The organism is Microbacterium oxydans, assembly GCF_026559675.1.
Classification (GTDB): domain Bacteria; phylum Actinomycetota; class Actinomycetes; order Actinomycetales; family Microbacteriaceae; genus Microbacterium; species Microbacterium oxydans_D.
In genome coordinates this window covers 2308020-2331696 of record NZ_CP092891.1, presented here as the reverse complement: position 1 = coordinate 2331696, position 23677 = coordinate 2308020, and the positions used below count along the sequence as shown (strand labels likewise).

Sequence of the window (23677 nt, the reverse complement as noted above, 5' to 3'; positions counted from 1 at the left end):
AGGGCCGCGCACCGTGTGCGCACCCGAGGCCCGCGCAGGCTTGGAGCGACATCGTGACACCGAAGAACACCACTGACCCCGAGGAGAACCCGCTGGGGGTGCTCGACGAAGCCGCGTCTCTCGACACGGCCGGCATCGGCATCCTCGGCGGAACCGCCCAGGTCAGCGTGACCCTGCCCAAGGACGAGGACGACGACCTCGCCGACGACGGGGTGGTGGAGGGTGAGGTCATCGGCGATCTCGTCGTCGACCCACCCGTCGTCGTCGAGAAGGCGAAGTCCGCATCGAAGGCGAAGCCGCTGCCGACCGGTGCGCCGACCGGTGCGCCGACCGGTGGGCCGATCGGCGAGGCATCGGTGACGGACTCGGCGGCTGCGAAGACGTCGGCCCCGACGCCGGTCGACACCGCGAAGCCGAAGCCGACCGCGGTCGAAGCACCCGTGATCGACGAGCCGGTCGAGCAGTCGGTCGAGCAGAAGCCCGTCATCGAGGAGCCGGTCGACGAGGAGCCGGTCGACGAGGAGCCGGTGATCGACGCGACGGTGATCGACGACGAGCTCACGCTCGTCGTGCCGCCGCTCGTCCGACCGCGCGCAGAGAAGGTCGTCGACGCGGTGGTCATCGACGAGCCGGTCGCGGTCGCCGACCCCCGTCCGGACACGGAGCCGGAGCAGCAGGATGAGGAGGCTGCCGTCGCGGCGCGTTTCCTCGCCCGCGCGACGGCCGACGTCGAGAAGGCGCCGGCCGCGTCCGCCGCCTCGGTGCGCAGACCCGTCGAGAAGGAGAGCAGATCCGTGTCCATTCCCGAGGAGAAGCCCGTCGTTCCCCAGCCGGCCCGCGCCACGGCGCGGACGGACGTGACGCTGACCTCGAAGCGGCTGGATGATCTGGGCGAGTCTTCGCGCGAGTCCGCCGATCTCCTCACTGCCGACCGACTGCTCGACCCGCACCGGGTCGCCAAGCCGGAGCCCGAGGGTGCGTGGAGTCACTTCCTCTACGCCGTCTCCGGGCGGCGCATCAACATCGGCGACGGTCGGCGTGCGCGCGAGCGCAAGGCCCTGTCGGCGAGGATCGCGGCTCCGCTCGCGGGGGGAGCGCGGTTCGTTCCCGTCCTCTCGCGCAAGGGCGGCGTGGGGAAGACGACGATCACGGCTCTGCTCGGCATGGCTCTCGCGGACGCCCGCGAGGATCGGGTGATCGCTGTGGACGCCAACCCCGATCGGGGCACGCTCGCCGAGCGCATCGTGCGCCCGCACCACAACAAGTCGGTGCGCGACCTGGTCCGCATCCACGACGACGTCAAGGGCTACCACGACATCTCCGCCATCGTCGCGCGGGACGCGACCCGGCTCGACGTCCTCGCCTCCGACGCGGATCCGCGCATCGCCGAGGCTTTCAGCGACAGCGACTACCGGGACGTCGCCGGTGTGGCCGCGCATTACTACTCTCTCGTCCTGACCGACACCGGGACCGGGATCGTCCACTCGGTGATGTCGGCGACCCTCGATCTGGCCGACCAGATCGTCATCGTCTCCGGCCTCAGCGTCGACGAGGCCCGGCTGGCGTCCGAGACGCTCACCTGGCTCGAGACGAACGGCTATGCAGACCAGGCGCGAGAGGCGATCGTCGTGCTCAACCAGTCCACGCCCGGCACACCGCTGGTGCGCCTGAACGAACTGCAGGCGCATTTCGCGACGCGCGCGCGGAGCGTGGTCCGTGTCCCGTACGACCCGCAGATCGCGGGCGGCGGGACGATCGTCTTCGCGAATCTGCTCCCGGAGACCCGGATCGCCGCGCGTGAGCTGGCGGCGCTCCTGGTCGAGGGACTGCGGGCCAGGGCCGCCTGATGGCAGTGCGTGAGATCCGCATCTTCGGCGACCCCGTCCTGCGCACCGTGTGCGCACCGATCGAGGAGATCGACGACGGGGTGCGCGCGCTGGTCGCCGACCTCGTGGACACGGTCGAGCTGCCCGGTCGTGCGGGCGTCGCCGCACCGCAGATCGGTGTGGCCCTGCGCGCGTTCAGCTACAACATCAACGGCGATATCGGCTACGTGCTCAATCCCGTGCTCACCGAGGTGCGCGGCGAGCCGGTGCCGACGGGGGAGGGCTGCCTCTCGGTGCCCGGCCTGTGGCACGACGCGCAGCGGTATCCGTGGGCCCGGGTCGAGGGCATCGACCTCGACGGCGCACCCGTGGTCCTCGAGGGCGAAGGCCTGCTCGCCCAGGCGCTGCAGCACGAGACCGATCACCTCGACGGCAAGCTCTTCCTGACCCGGTTGGACCCGGAGACGCGCAAGATCGCGATGCGCGAGGTGCGCGAGAGCTCCTGGTTCTGACCGCAGGAGGATCCGGAGAACAAGAAGAAGGGCCCCGCGCAGGCGGGGCCCTTCTTCGTCTCCGACGGGGTCAGCCGCCGATCGGGACGTTCGTCGTGGCGACCGGCTCGTCGTAGATCGCGGAGATCTCGTCGGCGAAGTCGTTCATGATGACGTTGCGCTTGATGGAGAGCTTCGGTGTCAGGTGACCGGACGCCTCCGTCCACTCGGAGTCGAGGATCGTGAACTTGCGGATCGACTCGGCGCGAGACACCCGGGCGTTCGCGCCGTCCACCGCCCGCTGCACCTCGGCGCGGACGGCCTCGTTCGTGGAGGCCTCCGCGAGAGCCATCTTGGCGTCGAGGCCGTTGTTCGCGAGCCAGGTCGGGAGCATCTCGGGGTCGAGCGTCACGAGGGCCGAGATGAACGGACGCTGGTCGCCCACCACGACGACCTGACCGATGATCGGGTTCGCGCGGATCGGGTCCTCGAGCGCGGCGGGAGCGACGTTCTTACCGCCGGCCGTCACGATGATCTCCTTCTTGCGGCCGGTGATCGTCAGGAAGCCCTCGGAGTCGAAGCTGCCGATGTCGCCGGTGTGGAACCAGCCGCCTTCGCTGAAGGCCTCGGCCGTCGCCTCGGGGTTGTTCCAGTACTCCTTGAACACGTTGATGCCGCGGACCTCGATCTCGCCGTCATCCGCCAGACGGACGCCGACGCCGGGGAGTGCCGGACCGACCGTGCCGATCTTCGACTTGTCCGCGAGGTTCACCGTGGCGGGAGCGGTCGTCTCGGTGAGGCCGTAGCCCTCGAGGATGACCACGCCGAGGCTGTGGAAGAAGTGGCCCAGTCGAGAGCCCAGCGGTGCGGAGCCGGAGACGGCGTAGACGACGTTGCCGCCCATGGCCTCGCGGAGCTTGCCGTAGACGAGCTTGTTGAACAGCGCGAACTTGAGCTTCATGCCGAACGGGATCTTCGTGCCCTGTTCGACCAGCTTCGAGTGCTCGATGGCGACATCGGCCGCGGCGCGGAAGATCTTGCCCTTGCCGCCGGCTTCCGCCTTCTGCTCGGCGGAGTTGTAGACCTTCTCGAACACGCGGGGGACCGCGAGGAGGAAGGTCGGCTTGAAGGAGCCGAGAGCCGGGAGGAGCTGACGCGTGTCGGGCTGGTGACCGGTGCGGACGCCGGCGTGCACGTCGAGGATCGAGATGAAGCGGGCGAACACGTGCGCCGTGGTGATGAAGAGCAGCGTGGAGGCGCCGGGCGTCTGCACGACCTCGTCGAGGGCCTTGGCGGAGTTGCGGGAAAGCTCGACGAAGTTGCTGTGGGTGAGCACGCACCCCTTCGGGCGGCCCGTGGAGCCGGACGTGTAGATGAGCGTCGCGATGTCGGAGCCGACGGCGAGGTTGCGGCGGCGCTCGATCTCGGCGTCCTCGACGGATGCGCCCTGCGCGGTGAGGGTGTCGATGGCGCCGAGGTGCAGCTGCCATACCTCGCGGATCAGGGGCAGATCGCCGCGGACCTCGTCGACGCGGGCGAAGTGCTCGGGGGATTCCACGATCAGGGCGATCGCGCCGGAGTCCTCGAGGATCCACTGGATCTGCGAGGGCGAGCTGGTCTCGTAGATGGGCACCATCACGATGCCGGCGTAGAAGAGGGCGAAGTCGACGAGCGTCCACTCGTACGTGGTGCGCGCGAGGAAGCCGACCTTCTCGCCGGGCTGGATGCCCGCGGCGGCGAAGCCCTTCGCGAGCGCGACCACGGCGGTCTGGAAGTCGGCGGCGGAGATGTCGCGCCACCCGTCTCCCTCCGGCACGGAGAAGAGCGCACGGTCGGGGGTGGCTTCGACCCGCTTCACCAGGAGGTCGGCGACGTTCGCGTCGGGGTCGGCTGGGACGATCGCGGGGACTTCAAACTGGACCACGGCAGCTCCTTCGGTACCGGTCGGGCACGGACTTGGTTCCGAGTCTAGGGCATGGGACCGGGTCGCGCCCGAGGTGAGACTCGGTCGCGAACCTGGTCGTGATGACGAGAAGGCCCGGCGGATGCCGATGGCGGCGCTAGACTTCAGCACGATGTTCTACTGGCTGATGAAGTACGTGGTGATCGGCCCCGTGGTCAAGGCGGTGTTCCGTCCGTGGATCGTGGGCCGGAAGAACGTGCCCGCGAGCGGCGCCGCGATCCTCGCGAGCAACCACCTCTCGTTCGCCGACTCCATCTTCCTTCCCCTGGTGATCGATCGCCCGATGTCCTTCCTGGCGAAGAGCGACTACTTCACCGGTCGCGGTCTGAAGGGCTGGGCCACGAAGTTCTTCATGAAGGCCACGGGCCAGATCCCGATCGACCGGTCGGGCGGCAAGGCCTCGGAGGCGTCGCTGAACACGGGGCTGCAGGTGCTCGGCGGCGGAGACCTGCTCGGCATCTACCCCGAGGGCACGCGGAGCCCCGACGGCACGCTGTACCGAGGGCGCACCGGCATCGCCCGGATGGCCCTGGAGGCGAAGGTCCCGGTGGTTCCCGTGATCATGGTCGACACCGACACGGCGATGCCGATCGGCCGGCGACTGCCGCGGATCGTGCGGGTCGGGATCGTGATCGGAGAGCCCCTCGACTTCTCCCGCTACGCCGGCATGGAGAACGACCGCTACATCCTGCGCTCGGTCACCGACGAGATCATGGTGGCCCTGCAGCGACTGGGGGAGCAGAGGTACGAGGACGTCTACGCGTCGACGGTCAAGGACCGGCTCCCCACCCGCGTCACATAGCCTCGCGCGCGCGTCTGCGGGGCTCCCGCGACCACTAGGCTGGAACGCATGCTCCCGCACCACATCGAAGCCCTTGATGCATGGCGTTCGCTTCCCATCAAGCAGCAGCCGCAGTGGCCCGACGCGGACCGCGTCGCCGACGTCTCCCGTCAGATCGCGACCCTTCCGCCCCTCGTCTTCGCCGGTGAGGTCGACAACCTCCGTGACCGTCTCGCCCGTGCGGCCTCGGGGCAGGCTTTCCTGCTCCAGGGCGGGGACTGCGCCGAGACCTTCGCCGGGGCGACCGCCGAGCAGATCCGCAACCGCATCAAGACGGTGCTGCAGATGGCCGTCGTGCTGACCTATGGCGCCTCGATGCCCATCGTGAAGATGGGCCGCATGGCCGGTCAGTTCGCGAAGCCGCGCTCGAGCGACAGCGAGACCCGCGGCGACGTCACGCTGCCGGCGTACCGCGGCGACATCGTCAACGGCTACGACTTCACCGAGGGCTCGCGCACCGCCGACCCCGGTCGTCTGCTCCAGGGCTACCACACGGCGGCATCGACGCTGAACCTCATCCGCGCGTTCACGCAGGGGGGATTCGCCGACCTCCGCGAGGTGCACTCGTGGAACAAGGGCTTCGCGCAGAACCCGGCCAACCAGCGCTACGAGCGCATGGCCGCGGAGATCGACCGCGCGATCAAGTTCATGGAGGCCGCCGGCGCCGACTTCGACGAGCTCAAGCGCGTCGAGTTCTTCACGGGCCACGAGGGTCTGCTGATGGACTACGAGCGTCCGATGACGCGCATCGACTCGCGCACGGACACGCCGTACAACACCTCGGCGCACTTCCTGTGGATCGGGGAGCGCACGCGCGAGCTCGACGGCGCGCACGTCGACTACTTCTCCAAGATCCGCAACCCCATCGGGGTGAAGCTCGGACCCACGACGTCGCCCGAGACCGCGCTGCAGCTGATCGACAAGCTCGACCCCGAGCGCGAGCCCGGCCGTCTGACCTTCATCACGCGCATGGGTGCGGGCAAGATCCGCGACGCTCTGCCGCCGCTGCTCGAGGCCGTCCGTGACTCGGGCGCGCAGCCGCTGTGGGTCACCGACCCGATGCACGGCAACGGCATCACGACACCGACCGGCTACAAGACGCGTCGCTTCGACGACGTGGTCGACGAGGTGCGCGGCTTCTTCGAGGCGCACCGTGCGGTCGGCACCTTCCCCGGCGGCATCCACGTCGAGCTCACCGGCGACGACGTGACCGAGTGCCTCGGCGGGTCCGAGCAGATCGACGAGGCCGCACTGGCCACGCGGTACGAGAGCCTGTGCGACCCGCGTCTGAACCACATGCAGTCGCTCGAGCTGGCGTTCCTCGTGGCTGAGGAGCTCGAGAAGCGCTGACGCCGAGAGATACGAAGAGAGGGCCGGAATCCGATTCCGGCCCTCTCTTCGTATCTGTGCGGCCTCTGGTCGTGGCCCGCCGCTCGGGGCTCAGCCGGAGAAGCTCATCGTGAGGGTGATGGTCGTTCCCTTGCGCTGACGATCCGAGGGCGTGTACGACTCGACCTTCGTGTTCTCGTTCGCGAGGAGGTCCCACACCGAGTCGGGGAGGCCCGTGCTGCTGGTGTAGGCCCACTTGAAGCCGGCGTCGTTCAGAGCGCCGGTCGCCTCGTCGCGCGTCATGCCCGAGACATCGGGAACGTCGAACAGCGGCGGGCCCTGCGAGATGATGAGCTGGACGGTGTCGCCCGGACGCCAGGAGCCGCGCTCGGACCGGTCGGCGATGCCGATGACGCGGTCCTTCCCGATGCTGTCGCTGGTCTGGTACTGGCTCTCTCCGTTGACCTTGAGGCCCTTGCTCGTGAGGGCGTCCGTCGCCTGCGCGACGGTCAGGTCGCTGACGTCGGGCACGGGGCCGCGGGACACCTGGATGGTCGCGGTGTCGGTCTCGAAGACCTTGCAGCCCTCGTCGCAGCCGAAAGCGTCTTCTCCCGAGCGCGGCGTGATGCGGACGTTGATGACCTTGCCGGCCTCCAGGTCGCCGAAGTACTCCTCGTCATCGGTGATCTCGAGGTTCGCGGCCTCGAGGGCGGCGCGTACTTCTTCGACGTCGACGCCCGCGACGGGGGCGAGGTCGTGCGAGGCGGGCCCGGCCGAGACGATGACCGCGACGGAGGTGCCCTTGTCGAGTCGAGTGCCCTCGACGGGGTCGGTCTCGATGACCTTCCCCTTCTCGACGTCGATCGAGAACTCGTCCCTCTGCGTCGGCACGAAGCCGGCATCGGTCAACGTGGCCGATGCTTCGTCGTAGGTCCCGCCGGCGACAGCGGGCACGGCGATGAGCGAGCCGGGGCCCGAGCCGAACCACCAGCCGACTCCGCCGGCGAGCACCGCCAGCAGCAGCACGAGAGTGAGCAGGAACGCACCGCGCGCCCGACGCTTCGAGGCGCGCCGGCGAAGGAGGGTCGCATTGTCGACGGCGGCGGGGGCCGGGGCGGCGGGATCCGCGATGACCATGGTCCCCGGCATCACCTTGGTGAGGTCGCCGGAGTCCGCCTGGCTGTGCTGCGGAGCGGTCGCCCGGGCGGCGGTCGGAGCGATGCCGAGGTCGCGCTCGATCTCGCGGAGGCGCTCGAGCATCTGCTGCGCGTCGTCGGGACGCTCGTCCGGCGACTTCTCGGTGGCCCATAGCACGAGCTCGTCGAGCTGCTCCGGGACCGCGGGGTTGCGCACGCTCGGGCGCGGCACCGACTCGGTGGCGTGCTGGAACGCGATCTGCATGGGCTGCTCGCCCTTGTAGGGCTGCTCGCCGACGAGCATCTCGTAGAGCATGATGCCGAGTGCGTAGATGTCGCTGCGGGCATCGGCCGTGCCGCGGGTGACGAGTTCCGGGGCGAGGTAGGCGATGGTGCCGAGCAGCTGCTGACCGGTCGCGGTGTTCGCTGTCGTCGCCCGGGCCAGGCCGAAGTCGCCGATCTTGATGCGTCCGTCCTCGGCGAGGAGCACGTTCTCCGGCTTGACGTCGCGGTGCACGATCCCGGCGCGGTGCGCGGCCGAGAGGCCGGCGAGGATCGCGTCCATGATCGTGATCGTCTGCGGGATCGTGAGGCGCTTCTGCTCGCGCAGCAGCTCGCGCAGAGTGATGCCGGGCAGGTACTCCATCACGAGGTAGGCGAGCTCGCCGTCCTGCCCCTGGTCGAAGACGTTGACGACGTGCGGGTCGGCGAGGCGGGCGGCCGCGCGAGCCTCCTGGATGAACCGGCTCTGGAAGGCGGAGTCATCGCTGAGGTGCGCGTGCATCACCTTGAGCGCGATGCGCCGCTCGAGGCGGAGATCGGTGGCCACATAGACCGTGGCCATCCCGCCGCGGGCGATCCGAGCGCGCACGCGATAGCGGCCGTCGACAAGCCGCCCGATGAGGGGGTCGGCCTGCTGATTGGTCGTCACGTCAGAATTCTATTGAGAACTGCCTGAAAGACAGGGGAGCGGCTCACCCCTGGAGGGGTGCGGGTTTCGAGGAACTGCTCAGCCGTAGAGCGCGAGCCAGTCATACGCCTGGGTCTCCCACTGGCCATAACGGTCCGGATACGCGGAGATCTGCACGGCTTGGGCGGCCGCGGTGAACGGCATGCGCTCCCAGCCGGGGATGTCCAGCAGGCCGCGGGTGGTGTGTCCGTTGGGGTCGCTCGATCCGCCGAAGAACGCGCGGGTACTCCGTTCCGCATCCAGGATCTGCGCGGGCGTTCCCCACCCGGTGCTGGGGCGCTGCTGGAAGAGGCCGAGCGAATCGCGGTCTCCCCAGTCGAGGTTGCGCAGGCCCGACTCCACCATCCCGGTGGCGAGAGCGAGGGCCAGTGCGCGATCCGAAACGCCGAGCTCGCGACCGATGCGGATGATGAGGGCGGCGTTCGACGCCTGCTCGGAGGTGAGCGCCGCCGTCCGCTGACCGCCGGTGGTCGTGGCCGCCTTCGCCGGGGCAGGGGCCGCGTGAACGGCGAGCTTCTGTCCCGGATAGATGATCGACGACGGGCCCAAGCCGTTCAGGGCGAACAGGTTCTGCGTCGTGGTGCCGTACTTCCGTGCGATGCCGAAGAGCGTGTCCCCGGCGACGACGGTGTGCTTCGCGGCGGCGGAAGCGGGGGCCGGCGTGGCAGCGGGAGCCGGGGCGGCCGCCTGCGGCGCGGCGCCCCCTGAGACGCGCAGGTTCTGCCCGGGGTAGATGACCGATGCGCGGGTGAGACCGTTCGCGGACAGCACGGCGTCGACCGTCGTGCCGTACTTCTTCGCGATCGCGAAGACGGTGTCACCGGCGACGACCTTGTGCGACGTCGATGCCGGCGCCGGCGTGGCGGCAGGGGCGGCCGCGGGCGCGGCGGCGGTCGATCGGAGGGTCAGCTTCTGCCCGGGATAGATCACCGAGCGCCAGGAGAGGTTGTTCCAGGTGAGCACGTCCACGGTGCGCAGGCCGAAGCGTGCGGCGATCGCCGAGACGGTGTCGCCGGCTCGGACGACGTAGCTCGACGGAGCGGTCTGCAGGGGTGCGATGCGCACCGGGGCGCTGCGCTGCCTCTCCATCGGTGTGACATCGGGGGTCGAAGCGGCACCGGCCGGAGCAGCGGTGAGCGTGGCGGCGAGAGCGCCCAGCACAGCGGCGGGCACGCCGAGCTGCAGGTTTCGTGTTCGTCGTGTGGCGGTCTTGAGTCTCAAGGCTTGCCCCCTTTTTCGAGCACTTCACGCTGACACGGATGTAAACAGAAGTCAACAGAAGTGACGCAAGTGAAGGATGTGACTGGAGGGTCGACATGCGACACCCGAGCGGAGGTGAGATAGTGGGCAACGTGTCTGAGAACGTTGCTGGAACCCCTGCCGCCGCTGCCATCGAGTGGCTGACGATGCCCGACCTCGTCGAGGTGCTCGACGAGCCCCTCGGCCGCGTGCGCCGCCTGATCGACGAGCACTACCTGGTCGGGTCCCGCCGCAGCGGCGTCTTCGGGGTGCCCGCGGTGTTCATCGTCGACGGGCAGCCGCTGAGCTCGCTGCGCGGAACCGTCATCGTGCTGCAGGACGCGGGTTTCTCGGACGACGAGCTGATCGACTGGCTGCTCACCGAGGAGGAGTCGCTCGGCCGCTCGCCGATCGACGCCCTGCTCGCGGGACACAAGAGCGCGGTCCGCCGCGTCGCCCGCACCCTCGCCTGAGCCGCTCTCCGCGTCAGGCGGAGCGGACCGTGGCCGCGCGGGCGAGTTCCCGCAGCTCGCCGACCGCGGCGTTGTCGAGGCGCGCGCCGGAGAGCGCCCGATCCGCTTCGTGTGCGTAGTCGGAGATCATCTGCTCGACGCGATCGAGTGCGCCGGAGCCGGAGATGGTGGCCTGCAGGAACGACACCTGCTCGGTCGTCAGCTCCGGATCGCCGAGCATCTCGTCCAGGAGCCTCCTGGCCGAGGGATCCAGCGACTGCCTAGTGAGCGCCACGAGCACCGTGCGCTTGCCCTCCCGCAGGTCATCTCCTGCCGGCTTGCCCGTGAGCGATGCGTCGCCGAACACGCCGAGCACGTCGTCGCGCAGCTGGAAGGCCATGCCGATCGGATGTCCGAACCGTCGCAGCGCCGAGACCTGGTCCGCGTCGGCACCGCTGAGAGCGGCCCCGAGGATCAGCGGCTGTTCGATGCTGTACCTGGCGGACTTGAGCGAGGCCACTCGTAGAGCGCGGTCGGCGTGCAGGTCGCCGGCATTGACGCTCCACGCGGATTCCTCGGCGATGTCGAGGAACTGGCCGGTGGTCACGTCGCGGCGCATCCTGGCGTACTCGGAGCGCACGGCCCGGGCGTGCGGATGACCGTCGAGTGCGGCCTCCAGGAGGTCGTCGCTCCACGCGACGAGGAGATCGCCGAGGAGGATCGCGGATGCGCGGCCGAAGGACTCCGCGTCTCCCGACCATCCCGCGGTGCGGTGGGATGCCTCGAGCGCGCGGTGAGCGGCGGGGCGACCGCGGCGCGTGTCCGAGTTGTCGATCAGATCGTCGTGGACGAGTGCGGCCGACTGGAAGATCTCCAGCGCGGTGCAGACATCCCAGAGGGCATCGGTCTCGCTCGCCTCACGGTCGGCGAAGCGGGCGACGGCACGCCAGCCGGCGTGGCAGAACCGGGCACGGAGTCGCTTCCCGCCCTCGAGCGTGCCGGCGGCGGCATCGAGGAAGGCCGCCGCATCGGGGCCGTACTCCGTGGATTCCGCGCGCATCCGGGTGAGGAAGCGGTCGAGGTGGGCGGCGACGGCGCCGGGGACGGGGGAGGAAGACGGCACGACTCCCAGCATACGTAAAGCAAGGGGGCATCGAACTGCTAGCCCCGGACGCCTCGGCGCGCGTAGAATGGAAGGCACGATACCCGAGGGGGACGAAATGCCACTCTCCGAACAGGAGCAGCGTCTGCTCGACGAGATGGAACGCCATCTCCTTCACAACGATGCCGACGTCGTGACCGCGCCGTCCGGCGATCGCGCTTTGAGCTACCGCAATCTGGTCTACGGTGCGCTTCTCCTGCTCGCCGGTGTCGGCGGTCTGGTGGTCGGGGTCATCCTCGGCGACGTGTGGGGCATCGTGGTCGGAGTCATCGGATTCGTCGCGATGCTGGCCGGCGTCATGGTCGCCGTCACTCCGGTTCGTCGAGCGACTCCCGCCGAGCCGCGCGAGCGCTCCGCTCCCAAGCGTCAGGATTCCGCCTCGTTCATGGATCGCATGAACGACCGCTGGGACCGCCGCCAGGACGGTCACTGACCTTTACGACTTCACGACGGAAGCCCGGATGCTGAGCATCCGGGCTTCCGTCGTTAACCGGTGAGGCTCCCCACCGTCCTCCACTGAGCCTCCACCTTCCTCCACCGCGGAATTCCGCGGAACTTCGGCGCGCCCATCGGCCGTCGCCAGCGATTCCCGCGGATTGGTCGTAGGTATGTGGAGGAATGTGGAGTAAAGTGGGGCGCACCTCGAGTTGGCCGGACGCAGAGGGGGTGATGGCCGATGTTGCTGGGTACGCACTCACCGAAGCTGGACGACAAAGGACGGGTCATCCTTCCTGCGAAGTTCCGCGAGGACCTCGGCGGCGGCATCGTCGTCACCCGAGGCCAGGAGCGCTGCCTCTACGTGTTCAGCACGGCCGAGTTCGAGGCGATGCACGAGCGGATCCGTCAGGCGCCGCTCGCCAACAAGCAGGCGCGTGACTTCATGCGTCTGTTCCTCTCCGGCGCGAGTGCGGAGATGCCCGACAGCCAGAACCGCATCACCATCCCCGCGCACCTGCGTCAGTACGCGGGACTGCAGAAGGAGCTCATCGTCACCGGAGTCGGCGCCCACGCCGAGATCTGGGATGCCGAGAGCTGGAACGCCTACCTCGCCGCCGGCGAGGAGACCTACTCCGACCTCGAGCAGGAGGTGATTCCGGGACTCTTCTGACCACGGCTGTGATGCCCCGCCGCTCCCACCCCGACACACTTCCCCGGTGCCGGGTCGAGAAGCGGAGGGGGATCAGAGCCGATGGTCACCCCGAGAAAGATCATGAACCTCCGAGACATACACACCCCGGTACTGCTCGACCGCTGCGTCGAGTTGCTCGCTCCCGCCCTCCAGGCGGACGGAGCGGTGCTCGTCGATGCCACGCTCGGCATGGGCGGCCACTCGGAGGCCCTGCTCGAGCGCTTCCCGAACATCCGACTGATCGGACTCGACCGCGACACCGACGCGCTGCGCATCGCGGGGGAGCGGCTCGCCCGCTTCAAGGACCGCGTCACCCTCGTGCACACGGTGTACGACGAGATCGGCCTGCACGCACAGGGCGCCGCCGGGATCCTGTTCGACCTCGGAGTGTCCTCGCTGCAGCTGGACGAGGCGGAGCGCGGCTTCGCGTACTCGAAGGATGCCCCGCTGGACATGCGTATGGACCAGACCAAGGGCGTCACGGCTGCCGACGTCATCGCCACGTACAGCGAAGGGAATCTTCGCCGCATCTTCGAGCGCTACGGCGAGGAGAAGCTCGCGGGTCGGTATGCCCGTTTCATCATCGAGGCCCGGCAGAAGCAGCCGATCACCCGCTCCGGCGAACTGGTCGAGATCCTGATCGCGGCCACGCCCGCGGCGGCTCAGCGTGCCGGACACCCGGCGAAGCGCGTGTTCCAGGCGCTGCGCATCGAGGTCAACACCGAACTGAACGTGCTCGCCGACGCGATCCCCTCCGCGATGGAGGCCTTGAACGTGGGCGGGCGCATCGTGGTGATGTCGTACCAGTCGCTCGAGGATCGGCTCGTCAAGCAGGCCTTCGCGGCGGCAGCGGCGTCGACCGCTCCGGCCGGACTTCCCGTCGAGCTCCCCGAGCACGCGCCGCGGTTCCGCATCCTCACCAAGGGCGCGGAGCTCGCCGACGAAGCAGAACGTGCGCGCAATCCGCGTGCCATCCCGGTGCGACTCCGCGCCGCCGAGAAGCTGCGGGAGAGCGCATGAGCATCAACGCCGTCGTCCGCAAACCGATCCAGCCGGTCGCCCCGGTCCGCGAGCCGCAACGACGTCTGCAGCCCGTCAGCCGACCGGCCGTCCGCCGCAAGCCCAAGCTCGCCTATGCGCTCGTCGCCCTCGGCGGAGCACTCGCGATCGGCGCGGCGCAGGTGGCCTTCTCCCTCGCGATCACGCAGGACTCGTTCACACTGGCGGGGCTCTCGTCCCAGCAGCGTGAGCTGGACCTGCGCACCCACGCACTGCAGGAGGAACTCACCGGCGTCAGCTCGCCCCAGGTCCTCGCGAGCAGCGCCGCCGACCTGGGGATGGTGGTGGCCGGCTCGCCGTCTTACCTCCGTCTCAGCGACGGCGCCGTGTTCGGCACCGGCTCCGGCGCCGACTGGACGTCGACGGTCAATCCCGAGGGATCCGCCGCCGTGAGCAACTCCCTCATCGTCGAACCCACGCCGCCCGCGACCACCACGGACGACGGCGCCACGGAATCGACGACGCAGGATCTTCCGCCGGCGATCACCGACGGACTCCCCAGCCCCACCACCCGCTGACCGCACGCCACCGACGGAGAGATCTCATGACGACACGAGCCACGCGCGGACCGCGGCGACGCACCGTCGTCGCCCTCGCGGTCATCCTCTCCCTGCTGGGCGCGTTCGTCGTGCGACTGATCGACATCCAGGTGGTGAGCGCGGACGAGCACGTCTCGCAGTCGCTCACGAAGATCGGCGCCGGCGAGAAGATCGCCGGGCAGCGCGGATCGATCGTCGATGCCGGGGGCACGGTCCTCGCCACCAGCGTCCTGGTCTACGACGCCCAGCTCAGCCCGAAGGTCATCACGCAGCTCGAGGACAAGGATCCCAAACTGCCCTGGGCGCAGGCGGCGGACGAGATCGCGGCCGTCACCGGTCAGACCGGGGACGAGGTCCGCGCGCTGGTGTCCGAAGCGCTCGCGAAGGACGCGCAGAGCCAGTACGCGCCGCTCAAGCGATCCCTGACCACGGAGCAGTACATCGAGCTTCGCGACCTGAAGCGCGAGAACAACCTCGCCTACCTCCACTTCGAGCCCCGGGAGACGCGGGTCTACCCGAACGGCGCCGTCGCCGGCAACCTGCTCGGCTTCCTCGACGGATCGGGCACGGCCCAGGCGGGCATCGAGCAGACCGGCGAGAAGTGTCTTGCACCGACGGACGGCGAGGAGTCGTACCGCACCGGTGCGAACGGTGTGGTGATCCCGGGCAGCGAACGCACCGTCCCCGCCATCGACGGAGGCTCGGTCGAGCTGACCATCAACAGCGACCTGCAGTGGTACCTCCAGCAGATGATCGGCGAGGAGGCGCAGAAGCAGGGCGCCAAGGCCGGAAGCGTCACGGTCGTCGAGGCGAAGACCGGGAAGATCCGGGCCGCGGCGGAATGGCCGTCCCTGGATCCGAACAACCTGGACGCGTCGACGCCCGACACCCGGGCCAGCCAGATCTTCCACCACGACTTCGAGCCCGGGTCCACCTTCAAGGCCATCACCGCGGCCGCCGCGATCGAGGGCGCGGGGATCACGCCGTTGAGCACCGTCAGCGCCGCGTCCCGGGAGACGTTCCCGAACGGCGCCGTGATCAACGACGCCTTCAGCCACCCGGCATACAACTACACCCTGGCCGGCGGCCTCATCGACTCCTCGAACGTCGCGCTGTCGAAGTTCGGCACCATGGTGAGTCCCGAGGTCCGCTACGACTATCTGCAGCGTTTCGGCGTCGGGCAGAAGACGCTCGACTTCCCCTCCGAGGTGGGCGGTCTGCTCCACCCGGTGAAGGAGTGGGACAACCAGTCGCTGTACACGACGACGTTCGGCCAGTACTACTCGGTCACCGCGGCACAGCTCGCCGGCGCGTACCAGGCGATCGCGAACGGCGGCGAGAAGATCGACCTCTCGCTGGTGGAGTCGTGCACGTCCGCCGACGGCACGGTCGTGAAGGCGGACGCACCGAAGCACGAGCAGATCATCAAGGAGCAGACCGCGGCCGAGCTGACGCGGATGCTGGAGAACGTCGCGGTGCAGGGCGGCAACGCCGAACGGATCAAGGTCCCGGGCTACCGCGTGACCAGCAAGACCGGAACCGCGCAGGTCTCGGACGGCAAAGGCGGCTACAAGGCCGGGGTGTACTTCACCAGCATGGTGGGCTTCGCGCCGGTGGATGATCCCCAGTACGTCGTCGTGGTCACCCTGGACGAGCCGACTAAGGTTGTATCGTCCGCGGCCACCGCATCCGCCTTCCAGAAGGCGATGACGCAGGTGATGAAGACCTATCGCGTGATGCCGTCCACTGTCCCGATGGACGCGCTCCTTCCCAAGTTCGGATAGTCGGCGAGAGCCGCGCATGGAGATGACATGATCGCCCTGACGCTCGCTGAGATCGCCGCCGCTGTCGGTGGTGATCTGCGTGTGGCCGGAGAGGATTCGGCCGAGACCGTCGTCGACGGGATCGTCGACACCGATTCCCGCACGATGGTGCCCGGATCCGTCTTCGTGGCGAAGCCCGGAGCCGAGACCGACGGCCACCGTTTCGTGGGAGCCGCGGTCGAGGCCGGAGCCGCAGTCGCGATCGTCGAGCACGTCGTCGACGTCGCGGTCAGCCAGATCGTCGTCCCGGATGCGGTGAAGGCGCTCGGCGAGCTCGCCCGCGAGGTGGTCGCCCGCGTCCGCGCCGGCGGCGGACTCCGGATCGTCGGCATCACGGGGTCGAACGGCAAGACCACCACCAAGAACTTCCTCGCCCGCATCCTGGAGGACGAGGGCGAGACCGTCGCCCCCGTGAAGTCCTTCAACAACGAAGTCGGCGCGCCCGTCACCATGCTCCGGGTCACCGAGAGCACGCGCTTCCTCGTGAGCGAGTTCGGTGCGGCCGCCCCGGGGAGCATCGCGCACCTCGCCGGCCTGGTCGAGCCCGACATCGCGGTCGTCCTGATGGTCGGCATGGCTCACGCCGGAGGATTCGGCGGCATCGAGGAGACCGCGAAGGCGAAGGCCGAGCTCGTCTCGGCGGCCCGGGTCCCCGGCACCGCGGTCCTCAACCTCGACGACCCCCGGGTCGCCGGGATGCAGGAGCTCGCGACCTCCCGCGGCCTCCGCGTGGTCGGCTTCGGCCAGAGCGCGAGCGCCGACGTGCGGGCACGCGACATCGAGGTCTCGGCATCCGGCACCTCCTGCATCATCGAGATCGCGGGCGAGCAGCTGCCCCTGCGCCTCCGCGTCCTCGGCGCGCATCACGTGTCCAACGCCCTCGCAGCGATCGCCGCCGCACTCGCCCTCGGCGTCGCGCCCGCCGACGCGGTCGCCCGTCTGGAGACCGTGGAGATCGCGGAGCGCTGGCGGATGCAGCCGCTGGGCAGCGACCGCGTGCGCATCATCAACGACGCCTACAACGCCAGCCCGGACTCGATGGCGGCCGCGCTGCGCACTCTCGCGCAGATCACCGGCCCCGACGAGCGGACCGTGGCGGTGCTGGGCGCCATGACCGAACTCGGCGAGAGCGCGGGGGAGGAGCACGATCGCATCGGGCTGCTCGCGGTGCGCCTCAACATCCAGCGCATCGTCGTGGTCGGACCGGAGGCGCGACGGCTCTACCTCTCCGCGGTGGGCGAGGGCTCCTGGGACAGTGAGGCCGTGCATCTGCCCGACCAGGACGCGGCATTCGAATACCTGCGCACCGAGCTCCGCGACGGCGACCGCGTGCTCGTGAAGTCATCCAATTCCGTGGGCCTCCGGCATCTCGGCGATCGTCTGGGAGAATTGTTCTCGTGAGGTCTCTCATCATGTCGGCGGCGATCTCGCTCGCCTTCACCCTGTTCCTGACTCCCGTCTTCCTCCGACTCTTCCGGAAGTGGGGCTGGGGGCAGGTCATCCGCACCCCCGAGTCCGTCCACAACCCGAGCCACGAGGCGAAGCGCGGGACGCCCACGATGGGCGGCGTCATCTTCATCGTCGGCTCCATCGTCGGATACTTCACCGGCGTCCTCGTCAGCGGAGAGGTCCCCGCGCTCTCGGCGATCCTCGTGATCTGGCTGATGGTCGGCTTCGGCGCCGTGGGCTTCATCGACGACTACATGAAGGTCCGCAGCCAGCGCAGCCTCGGACTCTCCGGATGGCGGAAGGTGATCGGCCAGCTGCTGGTCATCATCCCGTTCGGCATCGTCGCCCTCAACTTCCCGAACAAGTGGGGTCAGTTCCCGGCGAGCCCGGCGATCTCGCTGTTCCGCGACATCACCTGGCTCAACCTGTTCGCATTCGGCACGATCCTCGGCTGGATCCTGTACCTGGTGTGGATCTCGATCATCGGCGTCGCGACCTCCAACAGCGTCAACCTGACGGACGGTCTCGACGGACTCGCCGCCGGCGCCGGTGTCATCGTCGTCGGCGCGTACAGCGTGATCGCGTTCTGGCAGTTCAAGCAGCCCTGCATCGGCGGTGATCCCGACGCCCTGGGCGGATGCTACGAGGTGCGAGATCCGTTCAACCTGGCGATCATCGCGGCCTCGTTCGCCGCGAGCCTCATCGGCTTCCTGTGGTGGAACGCCCCGAAGGCGAAGGTCTTCATGGGCGACGTCGGCTCCATGGCGATCGGCGGCGTCATCACCGCGATGGCGATCCTCACCCGCACCGAGCTCCTGCTCCTCGTGATCGCCGGTGTGTTCGTGCTCTCGTCCGGCTCGGTCATCCTGCAGCGCGGGTACTTCAAGATCACCCGCGGCAAGCGTCTGTTCCTGATGAGCCCGTTCCACCATCACCTCGAGATGCGCGGGTGGTCCGAGGTCACGATCGTGGTGCGCATGTGGATCATCGCCGGACTGCTCGCCGTCTCGGCCGTCGGACTCTTCTACGTCGAGTGGCTCACCCGTGTCGACTGACCGCCTCACCGGGCTGACCAGCTGGAACGCCGACTGGCGCGGCCTGCGGGTCGCGGTGCTCGGACTCTCCATGACCGGCTTCTCGGTGGCGGACACGCTCACCGAGCTCGGAGCCGACGTGCTCGTGCTCAGCGAGTCCGCCGAAGAGGAGTACGAGCGGCTGCTCCCGGTGATCGGTGCCCGCCTCGAGCTGGGGGGTCTCTCCGAGGTCCCCGCCGCGCTGGTCGACTTCGACCCCGAGGTCGTCATCGCCTCCCCGGGCTTCTCCCCGTCGCACCCGCTCATCCGGTGGGCGCAGGAGAACGGGGTCGCGATCTGGGGAGACATCGAGCTCGCCTGGCGCGTCCGCGACAAGGTCCTGCGGTCCGACGGCACGCCGGCGGACTGGGTGCTCATCACCGGGACCAACGGGAAGACGACCACCACCCAGCTCACGGCCTCGCTGCTCGTGGCGGGTGGGCTGCGGGCGGCTCCGTGCGGCAACATCGGCGTGCCCGTGCTCGACGCGGTGCGCGATCCCGCAGGGTTCGACGTCCTGGTGGTGGAGCTCTCCAGCCATCAGCTCTGGTACCTGGGCCAGTCCCGTCCGGAGGGCGAGCTGTTCCCCTACGCGTCCGTGTGCCTCAACCTCGCCGACGATCACCTCGTGTGGCACGGCAGCGCGCAGGCGTACCGCGACGCGAAGGCCCTGGTCTACCGGAACACGCGTGTCGCCTGCGTCTACAACAAGGACGACGAGGCCACGCGGCAGATGGTCGAGGAAGCGGAGGTCGTCGAGGGCGCCCGCGCCATCGGCTTCGACCTCGGCATCCCCGGGCCCAGCGACCTCGGCATCGTGGAGGGGCTGCTCGTCGACCGCGCCTTCCTCGACGATCGTGCCCGCAGCGCCCTCGAACTGACCACGGTCGCCGATCTGGACGCCGCCGGGCTCGCCGCCCCGCACATCGTGCAGAACATCCTCGCCGCGAGCGCCCTCGCTCGCTCGCTCGGCGTCGAGCCGGAGGCCATCCACTCCGCGCTGCAGTCCTTCCAGCTGGACGCGCACCGCATCCAGGTGATCGCCCGGCACGCCGGCATCACCTGGGTCGACGACTCGAAGGCCACGAACCCGCACGCCGCCGCCTCCTCGCTGCGCGCCTACCCGGGCGCCGTCTGGGTCGTCGGTGGAGATCTCAAGGGCGTCGACATCGCCGATCTCGTCGCCGACGTGGGCGCGACGGCCACGGCCGCCGTCGTGATCGGGATCGATCGCACGGCCGTCGTCGCGGCATTCCGGCGACACGCGCCGGCGGTACCGGTGTTCGAGGTGGATGCTGGCGAGACTGGACAGGTCATGAACCGTGTCGTGGAGATCGCGTCGGGGATCGTCGACGGCGAGGGCACAGTCCTGCTGGCCCCCGCGGCGGCTTCCTTCGACCAGTTCTCGAGTTACGCGGATCGAGGACACCGCTTCGCCGAGGCGGTGCGGGACTGGATCGACCGGGGGAGCGCCGATGACGCAGGTATCCCGCCCTCCGCGGTCTGAGTCGGGCGGTCTCGCGGCCCGGGTCTCCCTCGGGCGCCGGTTCACACCGGTGTCGATGGAGTTCCTCCTCATCGCCTCGACCGCTCTGCTGCTGACCCTCTTCGGTCTGGTCATGGTGCTGTCCGCCACGAGCGCGACCGCCGTCGCGAGCGGACAGGACCCGATGGGCGGAGTGCTCCGTCAGGGGATGTTCGCGCTGGTCGGCATCCCGTTGATGTTCCTGATCAGCCGCATGCCGGTGGCGTTCCTGAAGAAGATGGCGTGGCCGGCCCTCTTCGGCGCCGTCGCCCTCCAGCTGCTCGTGTTCACACCCCTGGGAATCGCCGACGGCGGCAACCGGAACTGGATCCTGATCGCCGGATTCACCCTGCAGCCCTCCGAGTTCCTCAAGCTCGCGCTCGCCCTGTGGATCGCCGCCGTGCTGCTGCGCAAGCAGGCCATGCTCGGCACCTGGCACCACGTGTTCATCCCCGTGATCCCGGTCGGCGCGCTGGCGATCGGCACGGTGCTCGCCGGGCATGACCTCGGCACGGCGATGGTACTGGTCCTGATCCTGCTGGGCTGCCTGTTCTTCTCCGGGGTCAAGCTCCGGCTGTTCATCCTCCCGCTCGTGATCGGCATCGTCGCCGTGCTCGCCTACGCGCTGTCGAGTCAGGACCGGATGCGGCGCATCACGGCGACCTGCGACAACATGGCGCTCTACGACACGGACTGCTACCAGTCGATCCACGGCATCTGGGGCATGGCATCCGGCGGCATCTTCGGCCTCGGCCTCGGCAACTCGCAGGAGAAGTACGGCTGGCTGCCCGCGGCGGGCAACGACTTCATCTTCGCGATCGTGGGTGAGGAACTGGGGCTGATCGGCTGCATCGTCGTGCTCGCCCTGTTCACGTTCTTCACGATCGGCGCCTTCCACATCATCCGCAAGACGCCGGATCCCTTCATCCGCGTCGCCGCCGGCGGCATCACGGTGTGGATCGTCGGCCAGGCCGTGATGAACATCGGCGTGGTGATCGGCATCTTCCCGGTGATGGGCGTCCCCCTCCCGTTCATGTCGCAGGGTGGCACAGCGCTGTTGGCCGTGCTCATCGCGTGCGGTGTCCTCCTCGCCTTCGCCCGCACGATTCCGGTCGTCGAGAAGCAGTCAGCCGAGCGGGGTAGGGTCGCCAGGTGACCTCGTATCTCCTCGCCGGCGGTGGCACCGCCGGTCATGTGAACCCCCTGCTCGCCGTCGCGGATGCCCTCCGCGAACGCGATGCCGACGCCTCCGTCCTCGTGCTCGGCACGGCCGAGGGACTGGAGTCGCGTCTCGTCCCCGCCCGCGGGTACGAGCTGCTCGTCGTCGACAAGGTCCCGTTCCCGCGGCGGCCGAACCGGCAGGCCGCCGCGTTCCCGATGAAGTTCCGTCGGGCCATCGCCCAGGTGCGCGAGCACATCCGCCGGAACGGGGTCGACGTGGTCGTCGGCTTCGGGGGATACGCCTCGGCACCCGCCTACGTGGCAGCCCGTCGCGAGGGGGTCCCGTTCGTGGTGCACGAGGCCAACGCCAAGCCGGGTCTCGCCAACGTGCTCGGCGCCCGCCGAGCCGCCGCCGTGGGCGTGGCCTTCGAGGGCACGCCGCTGCGTGGCAGCGAGGTCGTCGGCATGCCCCTGCGCCAGGAGGTCATCGCGCTCGATCGCGTCGCGACGCGGGCGGAAGCGGCGGAGTACTTCGGACTGGATGCCGAGCGGCCCGTGCTGCTCGTCTTCGGCGGATCGCTCGGCGCGCAGCGTCTCAACGAGGCTCTCGCCGATTCCTGGCGCGACATCCTCGACGCCGGATGGCAGCTCCTGCACGTGACGGGGGAGCGCAGCGACCTCGCGGACCCGGGTGTCGAGGGCTACTCCCTGCACCGCTACATCGATCGCATGGATCTCGCCTTCGCCCTGGCCGACCTGATCGTCTCCCGTTCCGGCTCGGCGACGGTGAGCGAGATCAGCGCGCTCGGCATCCCGGCCCTCTACGTGCCGTACTCGGTCGGCAACGGCGAACAGCGGCTGAACGCGGCGTCGGCCGTGAGGGCGGGCGCGGCGGAACTCCTCGACGACGCGACCTTCGACGGCGACGCCGTGCGCCGCATCGTCGTTCCGCTGCTGGGAGATCGCGAGCGGATCGCGCGGATGGCCGCCGCCGCCGAGACGGCCGGCACCCGCACCGGAACCGAGAACGTGATCACCCTGATCGACCGCGCCCTGCGCGCGGCGTGACACGGTCGATCCGACGAACGAAAAGTAGACTGAAGCGGACATGATCAGACCCGACCTCTCCCTCCCCATCCCCGAGACGATCACCTCCGCGCACTTCATCGGCATCGGCGGCTCCGGGATGAGCGGACTCGCGAAGATGTTCCTCGACGCCGGCATCCGCGTCTCCGGCAGCGACCGCGCCGACAGCGACAACCTGCGCGCGCTGGCCGCGGCGGGGGCGACGGTGCACGTCGGCCACGACGCCGCCTACCTCGGTGATGCCGACACCGTCGTGCACACCGGAGCGATCTGGCCGGAGAACCCCGAGTTCGTCACGGCGAAGGCGCGGGGGCTCCACGTGATCCATCGCTCGCAGGCGCTGCACTGGCTCATCGGTTCCCGTCGTCTGGTGTCGGTCGCCGGCGCCCATGGCAAGACCACCTCGACGGGCATGATCGTCACCGCGCTGCGCGAGCTCGGAGCCGACCCCCACTTCGTCAACGGCGGCGTGATCGAGCAGCTCGGCACGTCCAGCGCCACGGGCTCCGGCGATCTGTTCGTGGTCGAGGCGGACGAGTCCGACGGCACGTTCCTCCTCTACGACACGGCGGTCGCGCTGATCACCAACGTCGACCCGGATCACCTGGACCACTACGGCTCGGACGAGGCCTTCCACGACGCGTTCGTGCGTTTCGCCGACGCCGCGACCGAGGCGGTCGTCATCTCGAGCGACGACGCGGGCGCCCTCCGCGTCGGTGCCGGTCTCTCGCACCCCCACGTGCTCACCTTCGGTCAGGCCGACGATGCCGACGTGCGGGTCACCGACATCGTCGCCGCCGGCCCGGTCGCCGCGACCGTCACCCACGGCGACGAGAGCGCGCGGATGCAGCTCGCCGTCCCCGGTGTGCACAACGCCATCAACGCGGCGGGTGTCGTCACGGTGCTGCGCGCGCTGGGCTACTCGCTCGTCGACGCCGTGCGCGCGGTCGAGGGTTTCGCTGGGACCGTCCGCCGCCTGGAGCAGCACGGTGTCGAGCGCGGTGTCACGGTGTACGACGACTACTCGCACCACCCGACCGAGGTGCGGGCGGCGCTCGAGGCCATGCGCAGCATCGCCGGATCGGGGCGTCTCATCGCGATCCAGCAGCCGCACACCTACTCCCGCACGCAGCACATGTATCAGGAGTTCGCCGACGTGCTCGAGGAGTTCGCGGATCACACCGTGATGCTCGACGTCTACGGTGCGCGTGAAGACCCGGTCCCCGGTGTCACGGGCGAGCTGGTCAGCGGCGCGTTCCGCGATCCCTCGCACGTGCACTACGTCGCGGACTGGCAGCAGGCCGCCGACTACACGGCCTCGGTCGCCCGCGACGGCGACTTCGTCGTCACGCTCGGCTGCGGCAACGTGTACCAGATCATCCCGCAGGTCCTGGAGTCGCTGCGCCGGACCGACGAGGCGTAGC

Annotated in this window: 20 protein-coding genes; 16 read left to right on the top strand and 4 right to left on the bottom strand. The window is 69.3% G+C overall.

Translation table 11 applies throughout. The annotated features are described in order from the left end of the window. Positions 1–53 precede the first annotated feature (53 nt). A complete protein-coding gene (locus MME74_RS11205; RefSeq protein WP_267415093.1) occupies positions 54–1847 on the top strand; it encodes a MinD/ParA family ATP-binding protein in 1794 nt (597 codons plus the stop codon). Beyond that, positions 1847–2338, top strand: coding sequence for a peptide deformylase (gene def / locus MME74_RS11200; protein ID WP_267415092.1), 492 nt, complete (start codon positions 1847–1849; stop codon positions 2336–2338). The genes MME74_RS11205 and def overlap by 1 nt, the downstream gene beginning before the upstream one ends. Positions 2339–2408: 70 nt before the next feature. Here the strand turns inward: def and MME74_RS11195 are convergent, their stop codons facing one another. Next, entirely contained in the window at positions 2409–4241 is a 1833-nt protein-coding gene (locus tag MME74_RS11195; protein ID WP_267415091.1) for an AMP-dependent synthetase/ligase, read from the bottom strand. 151 nt (positions 4242–4392) lie between these two features. Between MME74_RS11195 and MME74_RS11190 the strand changes: the two genes are divergently transcribed. Both MME74_RS11190 and MME74_RS11185 read left to right on the top strand, forming a co-directional pair. Then, positions 4393–5082 (top strand): lysophospholipid acyltransferase family protein, encoded by a 690-nt coding sequence (locus MME74_RS11190; RefSeq protein WP_267418561.1) that lies wholly within the window; start codon positions 4393–4395, stop codon positions 5080–5082. A 48-nt stretch (positions 5083–5130) separates the two neighbouring features. Further along, positions 5131–6471 carry a class II 3-deoxy-7-phosphoheptulonate synthase gene (locus MME74_RS11185; RefSeq protein ID WP_267415090.1) on the top strand — a complete coding sequence of 447 codons (1341 nt, stop codon included), beginning with the start codon at positions 5131–5133 and terminating at the stop codon, positions 6469–6471. Positions 6472–6561: 90 nt separating this feature from the next. Here the strand turns inward: MME74_RS11185 and pknB are convergent, their stop codons facing one another. Beyond that, entirely contained in the window at positions 6562–8517 is a 1956-nt protein-coding gene (gene pknB, locus MME74_RS11180; RefSeq protein ID WP_267415089.1) for a Stk1 family PASTA domain-containing Ser/Thr kinase, read from the bottom strand. Between the two features lie 78 nt (positions 8518–8595). Beyond that, the gene (locus tag MME74_RS11175; protein ID WP_267415088.1) at positions 8596–9777 is read right to left on the bottom strand and encodes a LysM peptidoglycan-binding domain-containing protein; all 1182 of its coding nucleotides are present in this window, start codon (positions 9775–9777) and stop codon (positions 8596–8598) included. A 122-nt stretch (positions 9778–9899) separates the two neighbouring features. Here MME74_RS11175 and MME74_RS11170 point away from each other — a divergent pair, with 122 nt between their 5' ends. Beyond that, positions 9900–10268 carry an Rv2175c family DNA-binding protein gene (locus tag MME74_RS11170; protein WP_324170109.1) on the top strand — a complete coding sequence of 123 codons (369 nt, stop codon included), beginning with the start codon at positions 9900–9902 and terminating at the stop codon, positions 10266–10268. Positions 10269–10281: 13 nt separating this feature from the next. Here MME74_RS11170 and MME74_RS11165 read toward each other — a convergent pair whose 3' ends face one another. Then, positions 10282–11370, bottom strand: a complete 1089-nt coding sequence (locus tag MME74_RS11165) for a polyprenyl synthetase family protein (RefSeq protein WP_267415087.1) — start codon at positions 11368–11370, stop codon at positions 10282–10284. 97 nt (positions 11371–11467) lie between these two features. On the opposite strand from MME74_RS11165, the gene MME74_RS11160 reads away from it, so the two are divergent. From MME74_RS11160 to murC, 11 genes are all read left to right on the top strand, one after another. Beyond that, entirely contained in the window at positions 11468–11842 is a 375-nt protein-coding gene (locus MME74_RS11160; protein ID WP_267415086.1) for a DUF3040 domain-containing protein, read from the top strand. 243 nt (positions 11843–12085) lie between these two features. After that, on the top strand, positions 12086–12517 hold the full coding sequence (gene mraZ / locus MME74_RS11155; protein WP_017830220.1) for a division/cell wall cluster transcriptional repressor MraZ: 432 nt from the start codon (positions 12086–12088) through the stop codon (positions 12515–12517). Positions 12518–12619: 102 nt separating this feature from the next. Then, on the top strand, positions 12620–13558 hold the full coding sequence (rsmH, locus tag MME74_RS11150) for a 16S rRNA (cytosine(1402)-N(4))-methyltransferase RsmH (RefSeq protein ID WP_267415085.1): 939 nt from the start codon (positions 12620–12622) through the stop codon (positions 13556–13558). Beyond that, positions 13555–14115, top strand: coding sequence for a hypothetical protein (locus MME74_RS11145; protein WP_267415084.1), 561 nt, complete (start codon positions 13555–13557; stop codon positions 14113–14115). The genes rsmH and MME74_RS11145 overlap by 4 nt, the downstream gene beginning before the upstream one ends. 26 nt (positions 14116–14141) lie before the next feature. After that, positions 14142–15920, top strand: a complete 1779-nt coding sequence (locus MME74_RS11140; protein WP_267415083.1) for a peptidoglycan D,D-transpeptidase FtsI family protein — start codon at positions 14142–14144, stop codon at positions 15918–15920. A gap of 27 nt (positions 15921–15947) precedes the next feature. After that, positions 15948–17360: a UDP-N-acetylmuramoyl-tripeptide--D-alanyl-D-alanine ligase gene (locus MME74_RS11135; protein ID WP_267415082.1), complete on the top strand. Its 1413-nt coding sequence runs from the start codon at positions 15948–15950 to the stop codon at positions 17358–17360. Further along, positions 17357–18463 (top strand): phospho-N-acetylmuramoyl-pentapeptide-transferase, encoded by a 1107-nt coding sequence (gene mraY / locus MME74_RS11130; RefSeq protein ID WP_267415081.1) that lies wholly within the window; start codon positions 17357–17359, stop codon positions 18461–18463. Before MME74_RS11135 ends, mraY begins: the two co-directional genes overlap by 4 nt. Then, entirely contained in the window at positions 18453–19988 is a 1536-nt protein-coding gene (gene murD / locus MME74_RS11125; protein WP_267415080.1) for a UDP-N-acetylmuramoyl-L-alanine--D-glutamate ligase, read from the top strand. Before mraY ends, murD begins: the two co-directional genes overlap by 11 nt. Continuing rightward, on the top strand, positions 19957–21162 hold the full coding sequence (gene ftsW, locus MME74_RS11120) for a putative lipid II flippase FtsW (RefSeq protein WP_267415079.1): 1206 nt from the start codon (positions 19957–19959) through the stop codon (positions 21160–21162). The genes murD and ftsW overlap by 32 nt, the downstream gene beginning before the upstream one ends. Continuing rightward, positions 21159–22235, top strand: coding sequence for a UDP-N-acetylglucosamine--N-acetylmuramyl-(pentapeptide) pyrophosphoryl-undecaprenol N-acetylglucosamine transferase (locus MME74_RS11115; RefSeq protein WP_267415078.1), 1077 nt, complete (start codon positions 21159–21161; stop codon positions 22233–22235). The genes ftsW and MME74_RS11115 overlap by 4 nt, the downstream gene beginning before the upstream one ends. A gap of 40 nt (positions 22236–22275) precedes the next feature. Beyond that, positions 22276–23676: a UDP-N-acetylmuramate--L-alanine ligase gene (gene murC, locus MME74_RS11110; protein WP_267415077.1), complete on the top strand. Its 1401-nt coding sequence runs from the start codon at positions 22276–22278 to the stop codon at positions 23674–23676. Position 23677 lies beyond the last annotated feature (1 nt).